The sequence below is a fragment of the Hyphomonadaceae bacterium BL14 genome, from assembly GCA_027627705.1.
Lineage (GTDB): Bacteria > Pseudomonadota > Alphaproteobacteria > Caulobacterales > Maricaulaceae > Oceanicaulis.
In genome coordinates, this window is record CP091242.1 from 1,028,012 (window position 1) to 1,048,025 (window position 20,014).

General features: G+C 67.6%; 19 protein-coding genes. 8 read left to right on the top strand and 11 right to left on the bottom strand.

The window, feature by feature from the left end; all coding sequences use genetic code 11:
* The first annotated feature begins 81 nt into the window (after window positions 1–81).
* The 7 genes from L2D00_04875 (at window position 82) to L2D00_04905 (ending at window position 7,390) form a co-directional block, all read left to right on the top strand.
* Window positions 82–1,317, top strand: coding sequence for a peptidylprolyl isomerase (locus L2D00_04875; protein ID WBQ14021.1), 1,236 nt, complete (start codon window positions 82–84; stop codon window positions 1,315–1,317).
* Window positions 1,314–2,303, top strand: coding sequence for a 4-hydroxythreonine-4-phosphate dehydrogenase PdxA (pdxA, locus tag L2D00_04880; GenBank protein WBQ14022.1), 990 nt, complete (start codon window positions 1,314–1,316; stop codon window positions 2,301–2,303). The genes L2D00_04875 and pdxA overlap by 4 nt, the downstream gene beginning before the upstream one ends.
* Window positions 2,300–3,157 (top strand): 16S rRNA (adenine(1518)-N(6)/adenine(1519)-N(6))-dimethyltransferase RsmA, encoded by an 858-nt coding sequence (rsmA, locus tag L2D00_04885; protein WBQ14023.1) that lies wholly within the window; start codon window positions 2,300–2,302, stop codon window positions 3,155–3,157. Before pdxA ends, rsmA begins: the two co-directional genes overlap by 4 nt.
* A 65-nt stretch (window positions 3,158–3,222) precedes the next feature.
* Window positions 3,223–4,596, top strand: coding sequence for a DNA repair protein RadA (gene radA, locus L2D00_04890; protein ID WBQ14024.1), 1,374 nt, complete (start codon window positions 3,223–3,225; stop codon window positions 4,594–4,596).
* 22 nt (window positions 4,597–4,618) lie between these two features.
* Window positions 4,619–5,200 carry a CvpA family protein gene (locus L2D00_04895; protein ID WBQ14025.1) on the top strand — a complete coding sequence of 194 codons (582 nt, stop codon included), beginning with the start codon at window positions 4,619–4,621 and terminating at the stop codon, window positions 5,198–5,200.
* A 1-nt stretch (window position 5,201) separates the two neighbouring features.
* On the top strand, window positions 5,202–6,668 hold the full coding sequence (gene purF, locus L2D00_04900) for an amidophosphoribosyltransferase (protein ID WBQ14026.1): 1,467 nt from the start codon (window positions 5,202–5,204) through the stop codon (window positions 6,666–6,668).
* Window positions 6,665–7,390 (top strand): SDR family NAD(P)-dependent oxidoreductase, encoded by a 726-nt coding sequence (locus tag L2D00_04905; GenBank protein ID WBQ14027.1) that lies wholly within the window; start codon window positions 6,665–6,667, stop codon window positions 7,388–7,390. The genes purF and L2D00_04905 overlap by 4 nt, the downstream gene beginning before the upstream one ends.
* Here L2D00_04905 and L2D00_04910 read toward each other — a convergent pair.
* The 5 genes from L2D00_04910 to L2D00_04930 all read right to left on the bottom strand — a co-directional run bounded on the left by L2D00_04910 (window position 7,387) and on the right by L2D00_04930 (window position 12,481).
* On the bottom strand, window positions 7,387–7,881 hold the full coding sequence (locus L2D00_04910; GenBank protein ID WBQ14028.1) for a periplasmic heavy metal sensor: 495 nt from the start codon (window positions 7,879–7,881) through the stop codon (window positions 7,387–7,389). The two genes, L2D00_04905 and L2D00_04910, sit on opposite strands and share 4 nt — an antisense overlap.
* Window positions 7,878–8,285 carry a hypothetical protein gene (locus tag L2D00_04915; GenBank protein ID WBQ14029.1) on the bottom strand — a complete coding sequence of 136 codons (408 nt, stop codon included), beginning with the start codon at window positions 8,283–8,285 and terminating at the stop codon, window positions 7,878–7,880. The genes L2D00_04910 and L2D00_04915 overlap by 4 nt, the downstream gene beginning before the upstream one ends.
* Entirely contained in the window at window positions 8,282–8,935 is a 654-nt protein-coding gene (locus L2D00_04920) for an RNA polymerase sigma factor (GenBank protein ID WBQ14030.1), read from the bottom strand. The genes L2D00_04915 and L2D00_04920 overlap by 4 nt, the downstream gene beginning before the upstream one ends.
* Window positions 8,936–8,952: 17 nt before the next feature.
* Window positions 8,953–9,513, bottom strand: coding sequence for a hypothetical protein (locus tag L2D00_04925; protein WBQ14031.1), 561 nt, complete (start codon window positions 9,511–9,513; stop codon window positions 8,953–8,955).
* A gap of 109 nt (window positions 9,514–9,622) precedes the next feature.
* Complete coding sequence (locus L2D00_04930) at window positions 9,623–12,481, bottom strand: bifunctional [glutamine synthetase] adenylyltransferase/[glutamine synthetase]-adenylyl-L-tyrosine phosphorylase (protein ID WBQ14032.1); 2,859 nt, start codon at window positions 12,479–12,481, stop codon at window positions 9,623–9,625.
* Between the two features lie 161 nt (window positions 12,482–12,642).
* Between L2D00_04930 and L2D00_04935 the strand changes: the two genes are divergently transcribed.
* Window positions 12,643–12,996, top strand: a complete 354-nt coding sequence (locus L2D00_04935) for a hypothetical protein (GenBank protein WBQ14033.1) — start codon at window positions 12,643–12,645, stop codon at window positions 12,994–12,996.
* A gap of 291 nt (window positions 12,997–13,287) precedes the next feature.
* Here L2D00_04935 and L2D00_04940 read toward each other — a convergent pair whose 3' ends face one another.
* The 6 genes from L2D00_04940 to L2D00_04965 all read right to left on the bottom strand — a co-directional run bounded on the left by L2D00_04940 (window position 13,288) and on the right by L2D00_04965 (window position 19,990).
* Window positions 13,288–13,899 carry a TetR/AcrR family transcriptional regulator gene (locus L2D00_04940; protein ID WBQ14034.1) on the bottom strand — a complete coding sequence of 204 codons (612 nt, stop codon included), beginning with the start codon at window positions 13,897–13,899 and terminating at the stop codon, window positions 13,288–13,290.
* A complete protein-coding gene (locus tag L2D00_04945; protein WBQ14035.1) occupies window positions 13,877–14,689 on the bottom strand; it encodes an SDR family NAD(P)-dependent oxidoreductase in 813 nt (270 codons plus the stop codon). Before L2D00_04945 ends, L2D00_04940 begins: the two co-directional genes overlap by 23 nt.
* 286 nt (window positions 14,690–14,975) lie before the next feature.
* A complete protein-coding gene (locus tag L2D00_04950) occupies window positions 14,976–16,406 on the bottom strand; it encodes an ATP-binding protein (protein ID WBQ14036.1) in 1,431 nt (476 codons plus the stop codon).
* A gap of 43 nt (window positions 16,407–16,449) precedes the next feature.
* On the bottom strand, window positions 16,450–17,121 hold the full coding sequence (locus L2D00_04955; protein ID WBQ14037.1) for a response regulator transcription factor: 672 nt from the start codon (window positions 17,119–17,121) through the stop codon (window positions 16,450–16,452).
* A gap of 60 nt (window positions 17,122–17,181) precedes the next feature.
* Window positions 17,182–18,663 carry a Do family serine endopeptidase gene (locus tag L2D00_04960; GenBank protein ID WBQ14038.1) on the bottom strand — a complete coding sequence of 494 codons (1,482 nt, stop codon included), beginning with the start codon at window positions 18,661–18,663 and terminating at the stop codon, window positions 17,182–17,184.
* 121 nt (window positions 18,664–18,784) lie between these two features.
* A complete protein-coding gene (locus L2D00_04965; GenBank protein ID WBQ14039.1) occupies window positions 18,785–19,990 on the bottom strand; it encodes an alpha/beta fold hydrolase in 1,206 nt (401 codons plus the stop codon).
* Window positions 19,991–20,014: the final 24 nt, after the last annotated feature.

The window sequence follows — 20,014 nt, forward strand, 5'->3', positions numbered from 1 at the left end:
GCGATTGCACCTGAGCGCGCAATGGGTATCTTGCGCCAGAGACCAAACAGGGTGGTTGACCGCATGCTTCTGAGCCGATTTTTGCGTTTCGCAATTCTGATCGCGGCGCTCGTGATGGCCGCGCCCGTTGCGCGTGCGCAGATCGTCGAGGGTATTGCGGCCGTCGTAAATGACGAGCCGATCACCACGCTCGACGTGCGCGACCGCATGCGCCTTATCCTGTTTTCGGCCGGCGTAGAGCCGACTGAGGAGATTCTGGCGCAGGTGCTGGACCAGGCCTTGCGCGGCCTGATCGAGGAAAGCATCCAGCTGCAGACCGCCGCCGAGTTTGAGCTGGTGGTCGAAGAGGAAGAAATCGACAACGCCCTGTCCAATCTCGCCCAGTCCAGCGGCGAGTCGCTTGAGGTGCTGCAGAACGATCTGGCCGGTGCCGGCGTTCCAATCGAGACATTGCGCCGTCAGGTGCGCGCCGAGATCGCCTGGCAGATCCTGACCAGCGGACGGTTCCGCCCGCGCATCCGCGTGTCCGATCAACAGATCGAAGTTGCCATGGAGCGGCTGGTCTCAGCCGCCCAGCAGCAGCAATTCCGCATGCTGGAAATTCTGATCGAGGCACCCTCCGGCGCGGGCGGCGAAGAGCGCGCGCTCGAAACGGTGCGCACGATTTACAGCATTATCGAAAGCGACGAAGTGCCCCTGCAGTCGGTCGCCCAGCAATTCTCCGCCGCGCCCAGCGCGGCGGTGGGGGGCGACACCGGTTATGTGACAGCCGCCTCCATGCGCCCGCAGGTGCTGGAAGTCGCCCGGCAGATGCCGCCCGGCTCCATTTCCAATCCGATCCGTGTGCCCGGCGGCTATATGATCGTGGCGCTCATCGACCGGCGCGAAGGCCGGGTGGTTGAACAACTGAGCTTGTATCAGGCGACCGTGCCGAACTCGCGCATCACCGATGCATCGCGGCCTGCGATGACGCGCGCTGCAGCCAACCTGACCGGTTGCGATGATGTGGCGGGTGCCATGTCGGGTGTCGAAGGCGTGATTGTTTCCAATCTGGGCGCTGTGGCCGTGAACGCTCTGGTGCCGCAGATCCGTGACGCGGTGAGCGGCCTTCAGGCCGGCCAGGCAACGAGCGTTCTTGAAACCGGTGCCGGGCTGCAGGTTTTTGTTATGTGTGGCCGCGAGCTGACCGGCCCCGGCGTTCCCACGACGCAGGAAATCGAGCGTCAGCTCATTGACCAGCAGCTGGGCCTTCTCGGCCGGCGCTGGCTGCGAGACCTGCGCCGCGAAGCGACGGTCGATATCCGCGACATTCAGTGACCACCGCACCGCTCGCGCTGACCCTGGGCGATCCTGACGGGATCGGACCGGAGATCGCGCTCAAAGCCTGGCAGGCGCAGCGTGATTGCGGTCCCCGATTTGCCCTGCTGGCCGATCCTGCTCATGCCTTTGAGGCCGCCCGCCTGCTGGATCTGCCGCGCCCTGAACCGGTCGCCAGCTGGGTCGAGGCTTCAGCCGCCTTTGCTGACGCCCTGCCGGTAATGCCTTTGCCCGCTGCAGACGGCGCGCGAGCGGCGCTCGATTCCATTGACGCCGGTGTGACAGCCGTATTGTCGGGGGACGCCTCAGCGCTGGTCACCAATCCGGTCTCGAAAGCGCGCCTCTACGAGGCGGGCTTCACGTTTCCGGGGCACACCGAGTATCTGGCTCACCTCACGGCGTGCGCACCTGTTACCGGACCACGCGGCCCGGTCATGATGCTGGCGGGCGGCGGGCTGCGGTGTGCGCTGGTGACCATCCACAGGCCGTTGCGCGAGGCGATCGATGCCCTCACACCCGAAGCCATTGTTCAGACCGCGCGCATCGTTGCGCATTCGCTCAGGCAGGATTTCGCGATACCCCGCCCCCGGCTGGCGCTGGCAGGCCTGAACCCCCATGCCGGCGAAGGCGGTGCGCTGGGACGCGAGGAGATCGACATTCTGGCGCCCGCGCTCGAGACGCTGCGCGCTGAAGGGCTGGACATCGCGGGCCCCCTGCCGCCGGACACCATGTTTCATGCAGAGGCCCGGGCGCGTTATGACGCCGCGATCTGCCTCTATCACGACCAGGGCCTGATCCCGGTGAAGACGCTGGATTTCCATGGCGGGGTGAATGTCACGCTGGGCCTGCCCATCGTGCGCACCAGCCCAGACCACGGAACAGCGTTCGATGTCGCCGGCCAGGGCATTGCCCGGCCTGACAGCCTGATCGCCGCCTTGCGGCTGGCCGCAGAGATGGCCGCCTGCCGGTCGGGGGCGCTGTCATGAGCCTCGACGCCCTGCCGCCGCTTCGTGACGTGATCGCGCGCCATGGCCTTGGCGCGGACAAGCGCTTTGGTCAGCACTATCTGCTGGACCTCAATCTGACCGGCAAGATCGCCCGGCTGTGCGGCGACATGACAGGGCTGGACGTGATTGAGGTCGGCCCTGGCCCCGGCGGCCTCACCCGCGCCTTGCTCGCCGCCGGCGCGCCGCGCCTGACGGTCATCGAACGCGACGCCCGCTTCCTGCCTGCGCTGGAAGAGATTGGCGAAGCGGCACCCGGGCGACTGCACATCGTCAAAGCCGACGCGCTGCAAGCCGACGAGCCGGGCCTGATCGCCGGCCCCGCCTTGCTGGCATCGAACCTTCCCTACAATGTGGGCACCGCCCTGCTGATCAAATGGCTGGAAGCCTCGCCGCCCTGGTGGCGCAGGCTTGTGCTGATGTTCCAGAAGGAGGTCGCCGAGCGCGTCGTGGCCGCGCCCGGCGAAGAGGCCTACGGCCGCCTGGCCATTCTGGTCTCATCGGTCGCCCGGGCCCGTTACGCGTTCACCGTGCCGGCGCGCGCCTTTACCCCGCCGCCCAAGGTCGACAGCGCGGTGGTGGTGCTCGAACCCCTGCCCGACGCGCACCGATTTGGCGATCTGGAAGCCCTTCGCATCGTTACTGAAAGCGCGTTTGGCCAGCGCCGCAAAACCTTGCGCCGCTCGCTCGCACAGGCCGCTGCCCGGGCGGCAGTGTCCACAGAAGCCCTGCTGGAGGCCGCGGGCATTGACCCGGGGGTGCGAGCAGAGACCATTGCCCCGGAGGGCTTCATGCGGCTGGCGGTGGCCTGGCGCGCAGCGCGCGCCGGTGGCTAGCCCAGATCAGAAACCAGCGAATCGCGTCAGGTATCGCTATACTGCTGTGACAAGCCGGGGGATGAATGGCGCGCGCTGAGACTGTTTATGTCTGCCAGTCCTGCGGAGCGGTCCACGCCAAGTGGGCCGGCCGGTGCGACGCGTGCGGTGCGTGGAACTCACTGGCCGAAGAAGCCTCGGCCAGTGCGCCCCTGGGGAGCGGCTCCAAGGCCGCGCCTGCGCGCGCCAGCCGGCGGCCCAAGCTGGAGCTGGTCGACCTAGGCAGCGAGACACCTGACCCGCCCCGGCTTGTCACCGGCATTGACGAGCTGGACCGGGTGGCCGGCGGCGGCCTTGTGCCCGGCTCGGCAATCCTCGTGGGTGGCGATCCGGGAATCGGCAAATCGACGCTGCTGCTGCAGGCGGCAGCGCGCCTGGCATATGCGGGCGCATCCACCGTCTACATCTCCGGCGAGGAAGCGGCCGGTCAGGTCCGGCGGCGCGCGCGCAGGCTGGGCCTGGCTGATTCGCCGGTGCGCCTGGCGGCCGAGACCTCACTGGAGGTCATCCTGGATGGCCTGCGCAAGGAAAGCCCCGACGTCGCCGTGCTGGATTCGATCCAGACCCTCTGGTCCGATCAGCTGGCCGCCGCCCCGGGCACAGTGGCACAGGTGCGCGCCTGCGCTCAGGAACTCGTGCGTTTCGCCAAGAAGCGCAACACGGTTGTCGTGCTGGTGGGCCACGTCACCAAGGACGGCCAGATTGCGGGTCCGCGTGTCGTTGAGCACATGGTGGACGCGGTGCTCTATTTTGAAGGCGAGCGCACCCACCAGTTCCGCATCCTGCGCGCCGTCAAGAACCGTTTCGGCCCGGCTGACGAGATCGGTGTCTTCGAAATGGCCGAGTCCGGCCTGCAGGAAGTGTCCAACCCGTCTGCCCTGTTCCTGGACGGGCGCGGCGCGAACACATCGGGTGCCGCCGTATTCGCTGGCATGGAGGGCACAAGGCCTGTGCTTACGGAAATCCAGGCGCTGGTGGCACCGGCCGCCTTCGGCACGCCGCGGCGGGCCGTGGTGGGCTGGGACTCAGGGCGCCTTGCGATGGTGCTGGCCGTGCTGGAAGCGCGATGCGGCCTTGGCTTTGGCGGCCGTGACGTTTATCTCAACGTCGCGGGCGGACTGAAAATCGCCGAGCCTGCGGCGGATCTGGCGGTGGCGGCAGCCTTGATCTCATCCTTCCTCGACACTCCCCTGCCCGGTGATGGCGTTGTTTTCGGCGAGATCGCCCTGTCAGGCGATGTGCGCCCGGTCGGCCGAACCGAAGCGCGCCTGAAGGAAGCCGCCAAGCTGGGCTTCAATCGCGCCCTTGCCCCGCAAGGCGCTGACGGCGCGGGCCTCAGGATCGACAGCGTGGATACCGTGCAGGCGCTGGTGCGCCGGCTCGGCCAGGACCCGGCTTAAGCTCAGGGCCAGGAGGATCACCATGGATGCAACCCTGACCGGTTTTGATCTCTTCGCCCTGATCATCCTGTTTGCATCCGGCGTAATGGCCTTGATGCGCGGGTTCGTGCGCGAAGCGCTCACCGTTACCGCCTTCGTCGCAGCAGCCCTCGCAGCGCTGTGGACCCGTCCCGTGTTCGCCGGCTTGCTCCAGGGCGTCATCGCGTCAGATATCCTGGCCAATCTCATTGTGGTGGCCGTGGTGTTCCTGCTGGTCTATCTGGCGGTCAGCTTCGTCACCAGCTCCTTGCAGAAGGGGGTGAAGAGCGGCGAGGACGTGACCGTGATCGATCGTACAGCCGGCTTCATCTTCGGGCTCGCACGCGGCCTCGTGCTCCTTGGGCTGCTGGTGCTGGTGTTCAAGAATACGTTACCGGGTTCCGAACCGGCTTGGCTCATGCGATCTCAGGCCTATCCCTTGGCCAATGCGACGGCTCATCTGCTTCAGTCTCTGGCACCCGAAGGCAGCTGGGCACGCGACGGCGCTGCTGACGGACGGCAGGACGATGTTGACGAGGACGAGTTGGGGCGGCTTATCGAGCGCACACTCGACGGGAGCCGATGACATGAGCTTTCCCAGTCTCACCTACGACGCCGCAACTGATCGTCCGCGCGAGGAATGTGGCGTGTTCGGGGTGCGCGGCGCGGCGGAAGCTGCGGTTCTGACGGCCTTCGGGCTCCACGCGCTCCAGCATCGCGGCCAGGAAGCCTGCGGCATCACCAGCTACAATGCCGGACGCTTCCACTCAGAGCGTCATCTGGGCCTGGTGGGCGACCATTTCACCGACCCTGCACGCCTGAAGGCGCTGGCAGGCGACATGGCGATCGGCCATGTGCGCTATTCCACGTCAGGCGGCGCGGTGATGCGCAATGTCCAGCCGCTTTATGCCGATGTCCGCGGAGGCGGCGTGGCGCTGGCCCATAACGGCAATCTGACCAATGCCCGCGCTATCCGCGACGAACTGGTCGCGGGCGGCGCGATTTTTCAGTCCACCTCGGACACCGAAGTCATCCTGCAGCTTTCCGCCCGCTCCAAGAAGACCAAAGCGGTGGACCGTCTGATCCAGGCGCTGACCCAGATCGAGGGCGCGTTCGCGCTGGTGGGCCTGACCAATGACACACTGATCGGCGCGCGCGACCCGCTGGGCATCCGCCCGCTGGTCATGGGCGATCTGGATGGCGCGGTCATCTTCGCCAGCGAGACCTGCGCGCTGGACATGATCGGTGCCCGTCTGCTGCGCGAGGTGGAACCTGGCGAAGTGGTCATCGTGTCTGACAAGGGCATCGAGTCGCGCCGCTATGCGCCCCGCACTCCGGCGCGCCCATGCGCGTTCGAGTACATCTATTTTGCGCGCCCGGATTCGATCATTGACGGTGTGTCGGTTTACGAAGCGCGCAAGCGCATGGGACGGCGGCTGGCCGAAGAAACCCCCGCCGACATCGATGTGGTCGTGCCTGTGCCGGACTCGGGCATGGCCGCTGCGTTGGGGTTCGCCGAAGCGATCGGACGCCCGTTTGATCTCGGCATCATCCGCTCTCACTTTGTCGGGCGCACTTTCATCCAGCCAACCCAGGCCAAGCGCGACCTGGGCGTGCGGCGCAAGCACGCGGCCAATCCGTCTGTCCTGAAAGGCAAGCGCGTCCTGCTGATCGACGACTCCATCGTGCGCGGCACCACATCGAAAAAAATCGTGCGCATGGTACGCGAGGCCGGCGCGACGGAAGTGCACTTCCGCTCGGCCTGCCCGCCCATCACCCATCCCGATTTCTACGGCATCGACATGCCCATGCGCGAGGAGCTGATGGCCGCGAGCCACAACCCCGAACGCATGCGCGCCATGCTCGAGTGCGATTCGCTGGGTTTTCTGTCGGTGGAAGGTCTGTACTGGGCGGTGCGCGGCGAAGCGCGCGACCCGGACCGGCCGCAACTGGCCGATCACTATTTCACCGGGGAATACCCGACCCGGCTTGTGGACCGCGACATGGCGCGCTCCAACAAGGATGAACAACTCTCGCTTCTGGTGGATGCATGACCCAATCGCGCCCGTTTGAGGGCCGCGTGGCGCTGGTAACCGGTGCCTCGCGCGGCATAGGCTTTTCTGTGGCTCTGGCACTGGCGGGCGCAGGCGCGCACGTGATTGCCACGGCGCGCACCCAGGGTGGCCTGGAAGACCTTGATGACGCCATCCGCAAGCAAGGCGGCTCGGCGACCCTGGTGCCGATGGACATGACCTCGGCGGACGGCATCGAAAAGCTTGCCGAGGCTGTGGAGCAGCGCTGGGGCAAGCTGGATATCCTGGTGGTCAATGCCGGTGTGCTGGGCATGCTCACCCCCACAGCGCAGATTCCGGCCAAGGTCTGGAACGAGGTGCTGGCGGTCAATCTTCTGGCCCCGGCCCGACTGATCCGGGCATTCGAGGCGCTTCTGAAGGCCGCTGACGCAGGCCGCGCGGTCTTCACGACTTCGGGTATCGGAAGCCAGCGTTCACGCGCCTACTGGGCGGCCTATGGCGCGTCCAAGGCCGGGCTGGATGCGCTGGTCAAGAGCTGGGCCATGGAGCTGTCGGGCTCCAGCGTGCGCGTCAACCTCCTGGACCCGGGCAGTGTGCGCACGCGCATGCGGGCCAAGGCGGTTCCCGGTGAAGACCCGCAAAGCTTGCCCCACCCTGACGAGATCGCCCCGGCATTCCTGGCGCTGTGCTCGGCCGAAGAGACGCGCACGGGCGAGATTATTCGGGCCAGCGACACAGCTTAGCGCGGCCCGTCACCGCTCCGGTCGCGCCGCGGCCGGTCACGGCGCGCCACGGTCTCCTCGATAACGCGCCCGCGTGTCTGAGGATCCATGTCCGCGAGAGTCTCCAGGATCACCGCCTCGGATCGCGCTTCAAACCGGGCGCGCGCATCGCGCGCCGCGGCAGTGGCGGCGCGGGCGGCGGCAGGGTCAAAAGGCTCGGCGCGTAAAGCATCAAAGGCCGCCTCCTGTGCCCGCCAGGCCGACCGGCCAAGATCCCTCAACTCCGGTCCGGCCGCCTGAAACCGCGCCCGCACCTCGGCCCGGCTATCATCGGGAAGCGCGCGCATGAAAGCGCGCATGCTGAATGCGCCGCTTGGGCCGGACGGCCTGTGCTGCTGCGCCGTTTCAGGCACTGGCGCGGCCAACCAGGTACGGGCACCGGCACCGATCAGGACACCATTGACCAAGACCGAGACAATCAGAAGGATGATCCAGATATTGAGCTTGGTCATCGCGCCGCCTCCTCCAGCCAGTCAGTCTCATCTTCAGCCAAAACGGCAAAGGCGCGCTCAAACAGCACTTCGTCATCGGATTGGGGGGGCTCGGTGGTCAGCCAGCCGGCGCTGACGCCGACCAGCAGAGCCGCAGCCGCCGCCATTGCTGACCAGCGCGGTGCTGCGTCGTGCGCAGCCGGCGCACTGGCGATCACGGCGTCGTAGAGGGCCAGGCCCGGCACCGCATCACGGGCCGATTCCAGAAGATCATTCAGCGCGCTGACCTGCGCCAGCGCGGCGCGGGCCGCCTGCGGATTTGCGGCCATGAAGGCCTGCGCCGCGCCCCGCTCCGCCTCTGGCCAACGCGCCAGGTCCGGACCCAACAGTCCGGCCAGGTCTTCAAAGCGGTCAAGCGTCATCATGTCTCGCCTCCTCGCCCATCGCTGAGCGTGCCGATCATAGCGGCGGCCTCGTTAAGAAGCGCTGTTTTCAAACTCCGCCGCGCGCGCGCCAGCAGGGATTCCAGAGCCTCTTCGCTCACGTCAAGAATATGCGCGGCCTCAGCCTGGCTCATATCCTGAAAGTGGCGTAGTTCCAGTGCGATGCGCTGACGCTCGGGCAAAGCTGCCACCGCTGCGCGCACCCGGCTGGCGGCCTGGTGGGCCCCCATGGCCTGTTCTGCATCAGGCGCCGGGTCCGGCAGGTCCGGCGCATCATCGTCCGCCAGGGGGGATTCGCGGCGTTTGCGCAGGCGGTCGTAGCAGGTGTTGATGGTGATGCGGCCGATCCAGGTCTCCAGCTTGGCCCGTTCAGGGTCATAGCTCGAGATTTTGCGCCAGACCTTGACGAATACCTCCTGGGCAACATCCTCGGCCTCGCCGGGGTCACGCAACAGGCGAAGCGCCAAGCCGTAAACCATTGGAAGACAACGTTTTGTCAGGGCGGCGATCGCGTCACGATCGCCGCGTGCCACGCCGTCCGCCAAGGCCCGGTCTGCAAGCGTCTGCTTCCCGCCTGCCCCGGCGTGGGAGCCGGAGCGGCCTGTAATCAGGCGCAGGGCGGGACGCGTCATGACGGCTCCTTGGGGCGTCAGCCTCCGCGGCGTTGACCACGGCCGCGGCCTTCGCCATCGCCGCGGCGCTCGCGCATACGCTCACGCATCTGTTCGGCAGCGGCACGGCGTTCTTCAGCCGAAACAATACCATCGCCGTTCGCATCAACCCGGTCAAACATGGACAGGCTGCGTTCGATGAAGGCGTCGCGGGTCATTTCGCGGGGGGCGGCGTCTGCGCCCTCGCGTTCACGCCAGGCCTGGGCCCGGGGGCTGTTGCGCATGCGCTCTATCCGCGCCTGCTCCGCCGGAGAGGCGTCTTCAGCGGTCAGGACGCCGTCGCCATTGCGGTCACGGAAGTCGAACTCGGAACCGATAAACTCAATAAAATCTGTGCGTTGCAGGTCGGCATCTTCACCTCCGGCGGCGAGGCCCAGCATGCCGGCTCCGCGGGCGCCACGGCGGCCTTGTCCCCAGTTTCCGGCCGGACGTTCGGTGGCGGCGTGGTCGTCAGCGGTAAAGACCGCCGCTTCGACAGCACCGGCAGAACCGGCGGCGAGCGCGAAGGCGGCCATCGTGGTCAGGAGCTTGATTTTCATCAGATTTACCTTTCATGGCGAGGGCCCCAGCCCCCTCATGACAGGTGATACGCACCCCGCACGCCCTATCCGTCGCCGCCAGCCGCTATCCACGCCCCTGTGCTACAACCTATCCCCCGATGAGGGTACGAAAATGCTCCCGCACGGTACATGAATGGGCCTCCATGAGACGAACCAGCGCCTCCATGGAGTCACAGCCTGCAGAGCGCGCCAGGCGACGGGCGAAGGGGGCGCTGGCACCCGCCGGATCGAAGCCGCCGCCGTGGGCGGCCCGGATCAGCTGGGTCACCGCCGCATAGTCGCCATGCGCCGCGATCAGCGCTTCGGCTTCGGCCGGCTTCAGGGCTCCGGAGGCGGTCAGGGCGGCGAGGGCTGGCGCGGTGCCGGGGTCGGCGCGGCGTCCGGCAATGAGCTGGGCGGTCTGGGCGATGAACTCGATCTCGATCAGGCCGCCCTCACGCATTTTGAGGTCCCAGGCCGAGCGGGCCGGCTTCTCGCGCAGAAGCCTCGCGCGCATGGCCGCAGCGTCAGCGCGGAGGGTCTCGGCGGGAACCTTGCGGGCGATGGCCGCCGCCACGGCCTCGTCGAGCTCCGCGCCCAGCCCGCCATCGGCCACAATGCGGCCGCGCGTCAGGGCCATGCGTTCGAAGGTCCAGGATTCCTCGCTGGCGTAATAGGCGGCAAAGCGCGACAGACGCACCGCCAGCGGGCCCTGACTGCCCGAGGGGCGCAAGGCCATGTCGACGGGGTAGAGATCGCCCTCTTCAGTGGGCGCCGACAGGGCCGAGACCAGCCGCTGGGCAAAGCGGATGAACCAGGTCTCCACCCCCAGCGGCTTGGGGCCGTCGGAGCTGTCCGCGTCGGCTTCATAGACCAGCATGAGATCGAGATCGGAATCGGCCGACAACTCGCGCCCGCCCAGCTTGCCCAGACCCAGCACCGCCCAGCGCCCCGGTGCCGGGCCGTGGCGGCGGGACATTTCCTGCTGCGCGGAGATGGCCATGGCCGCGATGGCCGCGTCCGCCAGCGCCGCAAACGCGATGCCCGCCTCGGTGGCACCGGCGCGTTCCAGCAGGAGCTGGGCACCGATGCGCAGGCGCTCTTCGCGGGCGATGCGCCGGGCCGTGTTGAGCGCGTCCTCGAACGGCAGATCGGCCAGCGTGGCAAAGCGCTTGGCGATCAGGCCCGGCGGGTCCTCGCGCAAGGGCCGGACGAAAGACGGCTCCAGCATCACGTCCAGCAGGGCGGGACGCCGGGCCAGCAATTCGGCCAGACGCGGTGCCAGCCCCAGAATGACCATCAGCTCACGCGCCAGGTCGGGCTGATTGACCAGCAGGGACAGGACCTGAACCCCGCTGGGCAAGCCTTCAAAGAAGGCCGCAAAGCGCGCCAGAGCGGCGTCGGGATCGCCGGTGGCGGCGATGGCGGTCACCAGCCTGGGCGCAAAGCGCGAGAACAGCCGGCGCGCCCGTTCGGTGCGGGCCGCCCGCGCCCGGCCCGCCGCCCAGCCCGACAGGCGCGTCCAGACCTGGGCGGGGTCTTCGAACCCCAGCCTGGTCAGGGTGGCGATGGTGTCGGGCGTCGGCTCCACCCCGGTGAGCACCAGGCTGCCGGCGTCGGTGGCCAGACTCTCCCCATCCTCGAACTGGGCCGAGAACAGGGCATGGACCTCCTGCAAGGTGGCGCGGATGCGGGCATCGAACGCGGTGAGGTCCCCCTCCCCTGACAGCGCCGCCACGGCGCGCCGGGCGTCATTGGCCTCGGGCAGGGTCTGGCTCTGGGCGTCCTCGATCATCTGCACGCGGTGCTCGGCGTCGCGCAGGATTGTATAGGCGCGCGCCAGCGCCTCGGCCTCGCCGGCCTCGATCAGCCCCTCTGCGGCCAGCGCCGCCAGCGCATCCAGCGTCCCCGCCGGGCGCAGGGCGGGCTTGCGGCCGCCGAACACCAGCTGCAGCACCTGGGCATAGAACTCGATCTCCCGGATGCCGCCGCGTCCCAGCTTGAGATCATGGCCCGCCGCGCGCACTTTCGAGCGCTCGCCCACGGCCTGAATCTGCTTGGCCAGAGCCCGGATATCTTCAACCGCGGCGAAATCCAGCGCCCGGCGCCAGATGAAGGGTTTGAGATCAGTGAGAAACGCGTCGGCGCACGCCCGGTCGCCCGCGCACCAGCGCGCCTTGGCGTAGGCCGCCCGCTCCCAGTTCTGGCCCACCGCCTCAAAATACCGCCGCGCCATGTCCGCGCTCACCGCCGGCGGGGTCGAGCCCGGATCGGGGCGCAGACGCAGATCCACGCGGAAGACATAGCCGTCGGCCGTCACCTCCTGCATCAGGAAGGCGAGCTTCTGGGCCAGGCGATTGAAGCTCTTGGGCCGGTCCTTGCCGTCTGGGCCCTGCGCGATCTCCGGCTCCCAGGCGATCACAAGGTCCACATCGGAGGAAAAGTTGAGGCTGCGCTGGCCGTGCTTGCCGAGCGTCAGCACGAAATAGCCGGGCACAGGATTGGCGGGGTCATCCACCTCAAACCCGGTGAGGCGCGCCGCCGCCGCCAGAGACGCCTGCACGCTGGCATCGGCAAAATCCGACAGGGCGCGCGTGACGGTCTCCAGCGGCCAGGCACCCACCAGATCGGCCAGCGACACGGTGAGGTGCATGTCCGCCTTGGCCTGACGCAGCGCGCGCAGCACATCGGCCTCATCCTCCAGCGCGCCTGCGGCCCGCGCCGCGTCGAGCGCCCCCGCCAGCACGGTTTCAGGTGCGCCTTCGCCCAGCGCCTGCAGCGTGGCGGGCCGGCGCGCGGCGGTGCGGGCGAGATAGGGCGCGGCGGCGAATACGGCGTCCAGAAACGCCCCGCCCGCCTCCCAGGCCGCAAACGCCTCCGGCGCAATCCGCTCACGCCAGCGCGCCGCACGCGCAGGATCGATCATGGGCAGGGTGCGGGTGAGGCGTTGCGGCAGGGGCGCGGTCATGGCTGCCAAACTGGCCCGCTCCGCGGGGAACGGCAAGGCGCGCGATCCGGGCGGCGCCCCCCCGTTCAGCACGGGTTCATGGCGAGATTCCAATCTTGCCGCCCGTTACCCGGCCGGAACCCGGCGTGCTCAATTGGCAGCTCGATTTATCTTGGAGGCGCATGATGGTTTTGAGCTCTATCGCGCTGGCGATGCACCTGACGACCGCGCAGCCCGCCATTTCATGCTTTAGCGTCGCGCATCGCTTCTACACTGCGCAGCGGGCCGCCGAAATTTGCAGGAATGTTGGAAGCCAGTTCTGCTTCAGGCAGGCCTACAATACCTATACGCTCGAACGTTCAGCAGACATATGCCGCAATGTTTATAACGATGTCTGCATGCGTGACAGCTATCGCTACAATACTCTTGAATATTCGGCGCGGATGTGTGCGCACGTCAGCGCGAACGAATGCTACCAGACCCAGCGCCGGTATTATGGCATCCAGAGATCAGCGGAGCTTTGCCGCACACAATGACGGACGTCCGGTGATGGTGCTGCAGCGGCGGACGTGATTTTGGAGCCCGGCTTGAGCCCCCTAACACCCTAGGGCAATCGCATTTGGGCCTTGAGTACTTATTCCCTCCCCTTAAGGGGGTCTGACGCCGAAGGCGTCTGACGAGGGTGGGGTGTGCGGCGGTGACGGGTGACGAATCTGTGGTTGAAGCTGCATGCCCCCCACCCCGACCCTCCCCCAAGGGGGAGGGAGAGCGGACCGCGCCGTCTTCACCCAAATCCGGCAATTCCGGTCCATATGCGATTCCCCTGCCTAACACCCCGGGTTCAGCGCCACGCCCAGCCGGGCCATGAGGCGGCTGACCAACACCTCGCGGTCGGCGGCGTCCAGCGGCAGGGTGTGGAGCACGTCCGACTGCATCAGGCTGGCCAGACCATGCAGGCAGGACCAGGTGAACAGGGCGTCGTGGCGCGCCGGATGGTCCGCCTCCACAGCCACATCGCGCACATTCAGAGAAGTCAGCCGGTTTTGAAGGACGTCGAAGGCATGACGCGCCTTGGCCATCATGTCGGGATGATCGGAGGGCGTGGGCAGGGGCGCGTTGAACATCAGCCGGTATTTCAGCGGAAACGTGCGCGCATAACCCAGATAGGCCAGCCCCATTTCCCCCAGATCCGCCCAGCCGTCGTCATGACGAGGGCGGGCCTCCAGAAAGGCGGCGAACTCGGCGTAGCAGCGCGCCACCACGGCGGCCAGGATATGATCACGCGTGGGAAAATGCTTGTAGGGTGCCTGGTGGGAGACGCCCAGCCTGCGGGCGACCTCGCGCAGGCTCAGCTGCTCGACGCCATCGGCCTCGATGATCTCGAGCGCGGTGTCGATACACGCATCCTTGATGGTGTCAGGCCTTGCTCGCGTCGCCATTCGTGTGCCGGGTCATGCCTTTCATGATCGTGCTCATGATCCGCCGGCGGGCGAATCGCGGGAGCATCGCCAGACTGTAACCCAGCAGCTTGGCCAGCGCGCCCGGCCGCACCAATCCGGTCCGCCCCAGCGCCGCGAACGCGCCGCGCGCAATGCTCACGGGCCGGGCCGCGCCGCCCATCTGCATGCCCGCGCGCGCCGCAAAGCCCGAGTTGACGGGACCGGGCGCCACGGCCAACACGTCGATCCCGCGCGGGCCCAGCTCCATGCGCAAGCCTTCGGCGAAGACCTGCACCCAGGCCTTGGTCGCGGCGTAATTGGCCGAGCGGGCCACGCCCTGGAAGGCCACGATGGAGCTCATCAGGATGATGGCCCCCTTGCCGCGTTCCATGAAGCGCTTTGAAAACACATGGGTGAGCGCGGCCGAAGCGCGGCAATTGACGTCGATCATGCCCAGCTCGTCTTCGGCGGGGATATCGACGAAATCGCCCGAGGTACCGTACCCGGCGCAATTGGCCAGAAGGCCGATATCAAGCTCCGCCGTCTGGCCGGTCACGGCGCCCACGCCGGAGGCTTTGGCCAGGTCCGCCACGATGACGCGCGTCTGCACCGCGTAGGTCTGCATGAGCTGAACGCTGATATCGGCCAGCCGGGCTTCGTTGCGCGCCACCAGCACAACATTGAGGCGCCGGCGGGCGGCCTCGAACGCCATGGCCTCGCCAATGCCCGATGACGCGCCGGTGATCAGGGCCCAGGGTCCGTATTTTTTCTGAAAGGCTTTCGCGCCCATGGCGGCATCTCCGAGCAGGTTGACAGCGTCAACTCAATATGGGAGCAGGTAGACGCTGTCAACTGACGAGGCGTCCGCCATGACGAAAACCCCTGAAACCCTTGTCTATGTGTCGATCACGGGTCTGAGCGTGCGCCATCCGCACCACACAGCGACCGTGCCCGGCTGGGCCGATGTGCCCCGGCTGTGGCGCGAGCAGGGCCGAGACGTGTGAGCCGGTTCGAGAGGCGCCCCCCTACCCCCGCCGCAGCGGGATCGTCAGGCCGTGCGGTCCGCAAGCGCCCGCCTAATCCTCGCCCGGCGGGAAGGTGAGCGCGATACGCAGGCCGGGGCCGTGGCCGTCCACGGCGCCGGGGCCGTCATCCAGGGTGAGGCTGGCACCGTGGACCTCGGCGATGGCCTGGACCAGGGACAGGCCCAGGCCGACGCCCGGCAGGGAGCGCGATTTTTCCAGCCGCACAAAACGCTCCAGCACCCGCGCGCGATACTCCATTGGAATGCCCGGGCCGGTATCGGTGACGGAGATTTCCAGCGCGCCCGCGCCGGTGCGCCGGCCGCGCAGCACCACCGCGCCGCCGCCGGGCGTGTATTTCACGGCGTTGTCGAGGATGTTGGCCACGGCCTGGGCGATCAGCTCGCGGTCGCCCAGCAGCGTCAGGCCGTCCGGGCAGTCGCAGGCGAACTCCAGCCCTGTCTCCTCGCACACCGGCTCATAGAGCTCCGCCACGTCGCCGAGCAGGGCAGTGATGTCCAGGGTCTCGAACGCCCGGCGGCGCTCGCCGGCCTGCAGGCGGGCCAGCGACATGACGGCGTTGAACGTGCGCAGAAGCTCGTCAACATCACTGATGGCGCGCTGGAGCGCGGCCTCGCGCGCTTCGGCATCATCAGAATCGATCAGCGCGCCTTCGAGGCGCCCGCGCAGGCGCGTCAGCGGCAGGCGCAGATCGTGGGCGATGGAATCGCCCGCCGTGCGCATGCGCTGCATGAGGTGCTCCACCCGGTCGAGCATGGCGTTGAAGTTGGAAGACAGCTCGTCGAGATCATCGCCGGTGTGCGTGCGCGGAGCGCGGGTCTCGAGCCGGCCGGCCTTGATGGCGCGGGCCGCCGCATTGATGGCGTCGAGGCGCCGGGAGAAGCGGCGGCTGACCACGGCACCGGAAATGATCCCCAGTCCCAGCGCCAGAGCCGAGGCGAACAGCACGGCATTGAGCGTGTTGGAGACGAAGCGCGCCTCCTCCTCCACATCCATGCCGACAAACACGCGATGACCGCTGGCCAGCGCGGCGATCTGGCCGCGGGCATTGCGCGCTGCCCCGCCATCGGCACCGTCGGCGGGCGCGCGGTCATAGACGAAGCGCAGGCGCCCTTGCGCATCGGCAGGGGCAGCGGGCAAGCCCGAAATATTGCCCGACAGACGGCGCTGGTCGGCGTCCAGGAAGAGATAAAGAAATTCGCCGCCCCCCACCGAGCGCTGGACGATATAGCGGTTGGCACCCGCCGCGCCCCCGGCGGCATAGCGCGCCTCGATCTGGGCGATCTCGGCGGCGATGGCCGTATCGGCCCGGTTCATGGAGGCCCCGACGGTGGCCGCATAGACCAGCGCCAGGATCACGAAGCTCGACAAGGCGAACAGCCCCGCTGACAGGAGCGTCAGGCGGAAGGCGGTGGTCCGCAGGAAAGGCGGCAGGCGCCAGATGTGTCCTGCAGGCTGGGTCACGCCGCCTCCGGTTCGGGTCTTGGGGCCGGGCTGAGGGGTTATGTCACGGCTGGAGACGATAGCCCGCCCCGCGCACGGTGTGCAGCATGGAGGTGCTGAACGGCTTGTCGATCTTGGCGCGCAAGCGCGAAATGTGCACGTCGATCACATTGGTCTGGGGATCGAAGTGATAATCCCAGACCTTTTCCAGCAGCATGGTGCGGGTCACCACCTGGCCGGCATTGCGCATGAGGAACTCCAGCAGGCGGAACTCGCGCGGCTGCAACAGGACGGCCTCGCCGCCGCGCTTTACGGTGCGCGCCAGCAGGTCCATTTCCAGATCACCGACCTCCAGGCGGGTCTTCACCGCGTCCGGATTGCGCCGGCGGGCGAGCGCGTCGACCCGGGCGATCAGCTCGGACGGGGCGTAGGGCTTGACCAGATAGTCATCGCCGCCGGCCTTCAGGCCTTCGACCCGGTCATCGACCTCGCCCAGCGCCGACAGGATCAGCACCGGCGTCTTGTCGCCCTCCTCACGCAGGGCCGAGATCATGGACAGCCCGTCGCGCCGGGGCATCATCCGGTCGACGATGAGAACGTCGAACGCGCCCTCGCGCGCCAGCGCCAGCCCGTCCTCGCCGTCATGGGCGGCGTCGGCGACGTGCCCGCATTCGCGCAACATCTTCGCAATATTGCGTGCGACCTCCCGGTCATCTTCGACAATCAGAACCCGCATGGCGATCTCACATCCTGTGTCTATGCGCCAGCGCGCCCTGACGGGCCGACGCAGAGGCTTCTAGTCCATCGAGTCCAGATCCAGCGCGGCATAGCGCTGCTGACCGCCCTGCATGGCGACAAACACCAGCAGCGCCGCGCGGCCGCGCGCGCGGGCCGCTTCAGCCGCGGCGCGGAAATCCTCGATCGTGCGCACATCGCGCCCGCCTGCTTCCAGGATGGCATCGCCGGGCCGCAGGCCCTTGCGCGCCGCTTCGGAGTCCGGCTCCAGATCTGCCACGAGCAGGCCGCGCTGACCCAGTTCCAGCCGGGCGCGGTCCTGTTCGGACGGCGTCTCCAGTGTCATGCCGAAGAAGCGCGGCGACTCTTCAGGCTGGTCGGGCCGGGCCGGCGTTGCGGGACCGCCCGCATCGGCGGGACGTTCGGCCAGACGCACGCGCAATGTGCGCTCACGGCCGTCGCGCAGCACGCCCAGCGTGATCTGCGCGCCCGGCGCGAACGCGCCCACGCGCTGGGTCAGCACGCGCGCGCCCGACACGGCTGCACCATTGATGGTGGTGACGATATCGCCGTTCTGCAGCCCGCCCTGCTCGGCCGGCGTGCCGGCCAGCACCTGGTTGATCAACACGCCCTGGAGATCCTCGTCCAGGCCCATGGCGTCGCGCAGATCGTCCGTGAGGTCGGCCGGCGAGATACCCAGATACCCGCGGCGCACCTCGCCCCCTTCGATCAGCTGATCAACGATGGAGGCGGCCACGTCGGAGGGGATCGCAAAGCCGATGCCCACATTGCCGCCCGTGGGCGAGATGATGGCTGAGTTCACGCCCACCACACGCCCGTTGAGATCAAAGGCCGGACCGCCCGAATTGCCCCGGTTGATCGGCGCATCGATCTGCAGGAAGTCGATATAGGCCTGGGCCGGGCTCATCTCGCGTCCGATGGCCGAGACGATGCCGGCCGTCGCTGTGCCGCCCAGACCGAAGGGATTGCCCACCGCCACGACCCAGTCGCCGACGCGGACCTCCAGCTCGCGCGCCAGTTCCACATGCTGGAAGGGGCGCGAGCCCGGCTCGACACGCAGCAGCGCCAGATCGGTCAGCTCGTCGCGCCCGACCACCTCGGCATCGAAGCTGCGCCCGTCGCTCAGGGAGACGCGGATGGAATCAGCGCCTGCGATGACGTGGTTGTTGGTGACCAACAAGCCGTCCGCGCTGATGAAGAAGCCCGAGCCTTGCGAGCGGCGCGGGCGCGGTGCCGGCTGCTGGCCGGGCATGCCGCCAAAGCGCTCGAAGAACTCACGCAGCTGCGGCGGTACCTGGCTGAGATCCGGCGCGCCTTCGGGATTGACCACGCCTTCGGCCTCGATGGACACCACGGCGGGGCTGACCCGCTCGATCAGGTCGGCAAAACTCATCGGCGCCCCGTTGGGCGCGGCATAGGTCTGGGCATGGGCCGGAACGGCCGTCAGGGACAGGCCGGGCATGGCGGCGGTCAGAGCCAGACCGGCGGCGGCGGAGACGAGCAAACGCTGGGTAAAGGTCATTCGGTTGGCGATCCTGTCGCTGGGGACGCGCGGGCAGACCGGCGCGCCGTGTAGGTCACTCAGGCATGACGGAAGATGGGTCACCGCATTATTACGGCAACATTACGAATGGGCAATCTGGTCAGCTGTGGTCCGCCGCCGACGTTTCGATATGGCTGACGCGTTCCAGGGTACGGTGCACCGGGCATTTGCCCGCGATCTCCACAAGCTTGTCAGTGAGATCGCCTGCCCCGCCTGCCACGGAGATCACGCGGCTGAACATGTCGCGCGGCGCACCGGAGGCATCTTCGCCGCGCTCATGGGTCACCACAGTGCGGATGCGGCCCAGATCATGGCCCTTGCGCTGGGCATACATGCGCAGCGTCATGGTGGTGCAGGCCGCCAGCGAGGCGCAGAGCAGCTGAAACGGATGGGGTCCGCCCTCCAGCCCGCCCATGGCTTCGGGCTCGTCCACGATGAAGGCGTGCGGGCCAGCAGCGGCCCAGCTGTGATAGCCGCCAAGCCCGGTCTCCTCCACCACTGCTGATCCCTTGCCCTGCGGCGCCCGGGGCGGCTCGGGCCAATCACCCAGCCCGGCATAGCGCAGCGCCCACGCCGCAATGACATCGGCGGCGTGGTGGGCATCGGCTTCCTTTGAAAGAAGATGATCGGCGTGATCGAGGCCAAGAAATGTCTTGGGATGCCTGGCCGCCACGAACAGGCGCGTGGCGTTGTCGATGCTGACCGTTTCATCCACGGGAGAGTGGGCGATCAGCAAGGCGGCCTTGAGGCTGGCGACAATGTCGTCGAGCTTGTGACCTTCAATATCGTCCAGAAATTGCCGGCGGATGCGGAACGGCCGCCCGGCGAGCTTCACCTGCGCCTCACCCTCGCGCTCGATTTCGTCGACATGGTCCATGAACTGCTTGCGCACATGGGCGGCGTCGGCGGGCGCGCCGATGGTGGCCACGGCTTTCACATGGGCCAGGCGCGCGGCCGCTGCGATCACCGCTGCGCCGCCCAGGGAATGGCCGATGAGCAATCCCGGCGGAGCATGTTCCGCCGCCAGCCATTCAGCAGCCTTGACCAGGTCCTCGATATTGGAGCTGAAATTGGTGTTGGCGAAATCACCCTCGGACTGGCCGAGCCCGGTGAAGTCGAACCGCAGAACAGCAATGCCGTGACGCGTCAGGTGCCGGGCAATGCGTTGGGCGGCGTGGATGTCCTTGGAGCAGGAAAAGCAATGGGCGAACAGCGCCCAGGCGCGCGGCGGGCCGGCCGGACGCTCCAGACGCGCGGCCAGCGTTTCGCCAAGCGCGCCTTCAAAAGTCACCTTGTCCGTGCGCATGGCGCTGTGCCCCCGTGCTTCCAT

What these genes read in the sequence shown, in the direction of transcription:
- rsmA (WBQ14023.1), top strand. Translation starts at nt 2,300, where the DNA reads ATGAGCCTCGACGCCCTGCCGCCGCTTCGTGACGTGATCGCGCGCCAT.
- radA (WBQ14024.1), top strand. Translation starts at nt 3,223, where the DNA reads ATGGCGCGCGCTGAGACTGTTTATGTCTGCCAGTCCTGCGGAGCGGTC.
- L2D00_04895 (WBQ14025.1), top strand. Translation starts at nt 4,619, where the DNA reads ATGGATGCAACCCTGACCGGTTTTGATCTCTTCGCCCTGATCATCCTG.
- purF (WBQ14026.1), top strand. Translation starts at nt 5,202, where the DNA reads ATGAGCTTTCCCAGTCTCACCTACGACGCCGCAACTGATCGTCCGCGC.
- L2D00_04905 (WBQ14027.1), top strand. Translation starts at nt 6,665, where the DNA reads ATGACCCAATCGCGCCCGTTTGAGGGCCGCGTGGCGCTGGTAACCGGT.
- L2D00_04910 (WBQ14028.1), bottom strand. Translation starts at nt 7,881, where the DNA reads ATGACCAAGCTCAATATCTGGATCATCCTTCTGATTGTCTCGGTCTTG.
- L2D00_04915 (WBQ14029.1), bottom strand. Translation starts at nt 8,285, where the DNA reads ATGATGACGCTTGACCGCTTTGAAGACCTGGCCGGACTGTTGGGTCCG.
- L2D00_04920 (WBQ14030.1), bottom strand. Translation starts at nt 8,935, where the DNA reads ATGACGCGTCCCGCCCTGCGCCTGATTACAGGCCGCTCCGGCTCCCAC.
- L2D00_04925 (WBQ14031.1), bottom strand. Translation starts at nt 9,513, where the DNA reads ATGAAAATCAAGCTCCTGACCACGATGGCCGCCTTCGCGCTCGCCGCC.
- L2D00_04930 (WBQ14032.1), bottom strand. Translation starts at nt 12,481, where the DNA reads ATGACCGCGCCCCTGCCGCAACGCCTCACCCGCACCCTGCCCATGATC.
- L2D00_04935 (WBQ14033.1), top strand. Translation starts at nt 12,643, where the DNA reads ATGATGGTTTTGAGCTCTATCGCGCTGGCGATGCACCTGACGACCGCG.
- L2D00_04940 (WBQ14034.1), bottom strand. Translation starts at nt 13,899, where the DNA reads ATGGCGACGCGAGCAAGGCCTGACACCATCAAGGATGCGTGTATCGAC.
- L2D00_04945 (WBQ14035.1), bottom strand. Translation starts at nt 14,689, where the DNA reads ATGGGCGCGAAAGCCTTTCAGAAAAAATACGGACCCTGGGCCCTGATC.
- L2D00_04955 (WBQ14037.1), bottom strand. Translation starts at nt 17,121, where the DNA reads ATGCGGGTTCTGATTGTCGAAGATGACCGGGAGGTCGCACGCAATATT.
- L2D00_04960 (WBQ14038.1), bottom strand. Translation starts at nt 18,663, where the DNA reads ATGACCTTTACCCAGCGTTTGCTCGTCTCCGCCGCCGCCGGTCTGGCT.
- L2D00_04965 (WBQ14039.1), bottom strand. Translation starts at nt 19,990, where the DNA reads ATGCGCACGGACAAGGTGACTTTTGAAGGCGCGCTTGGCGAAACGCTG.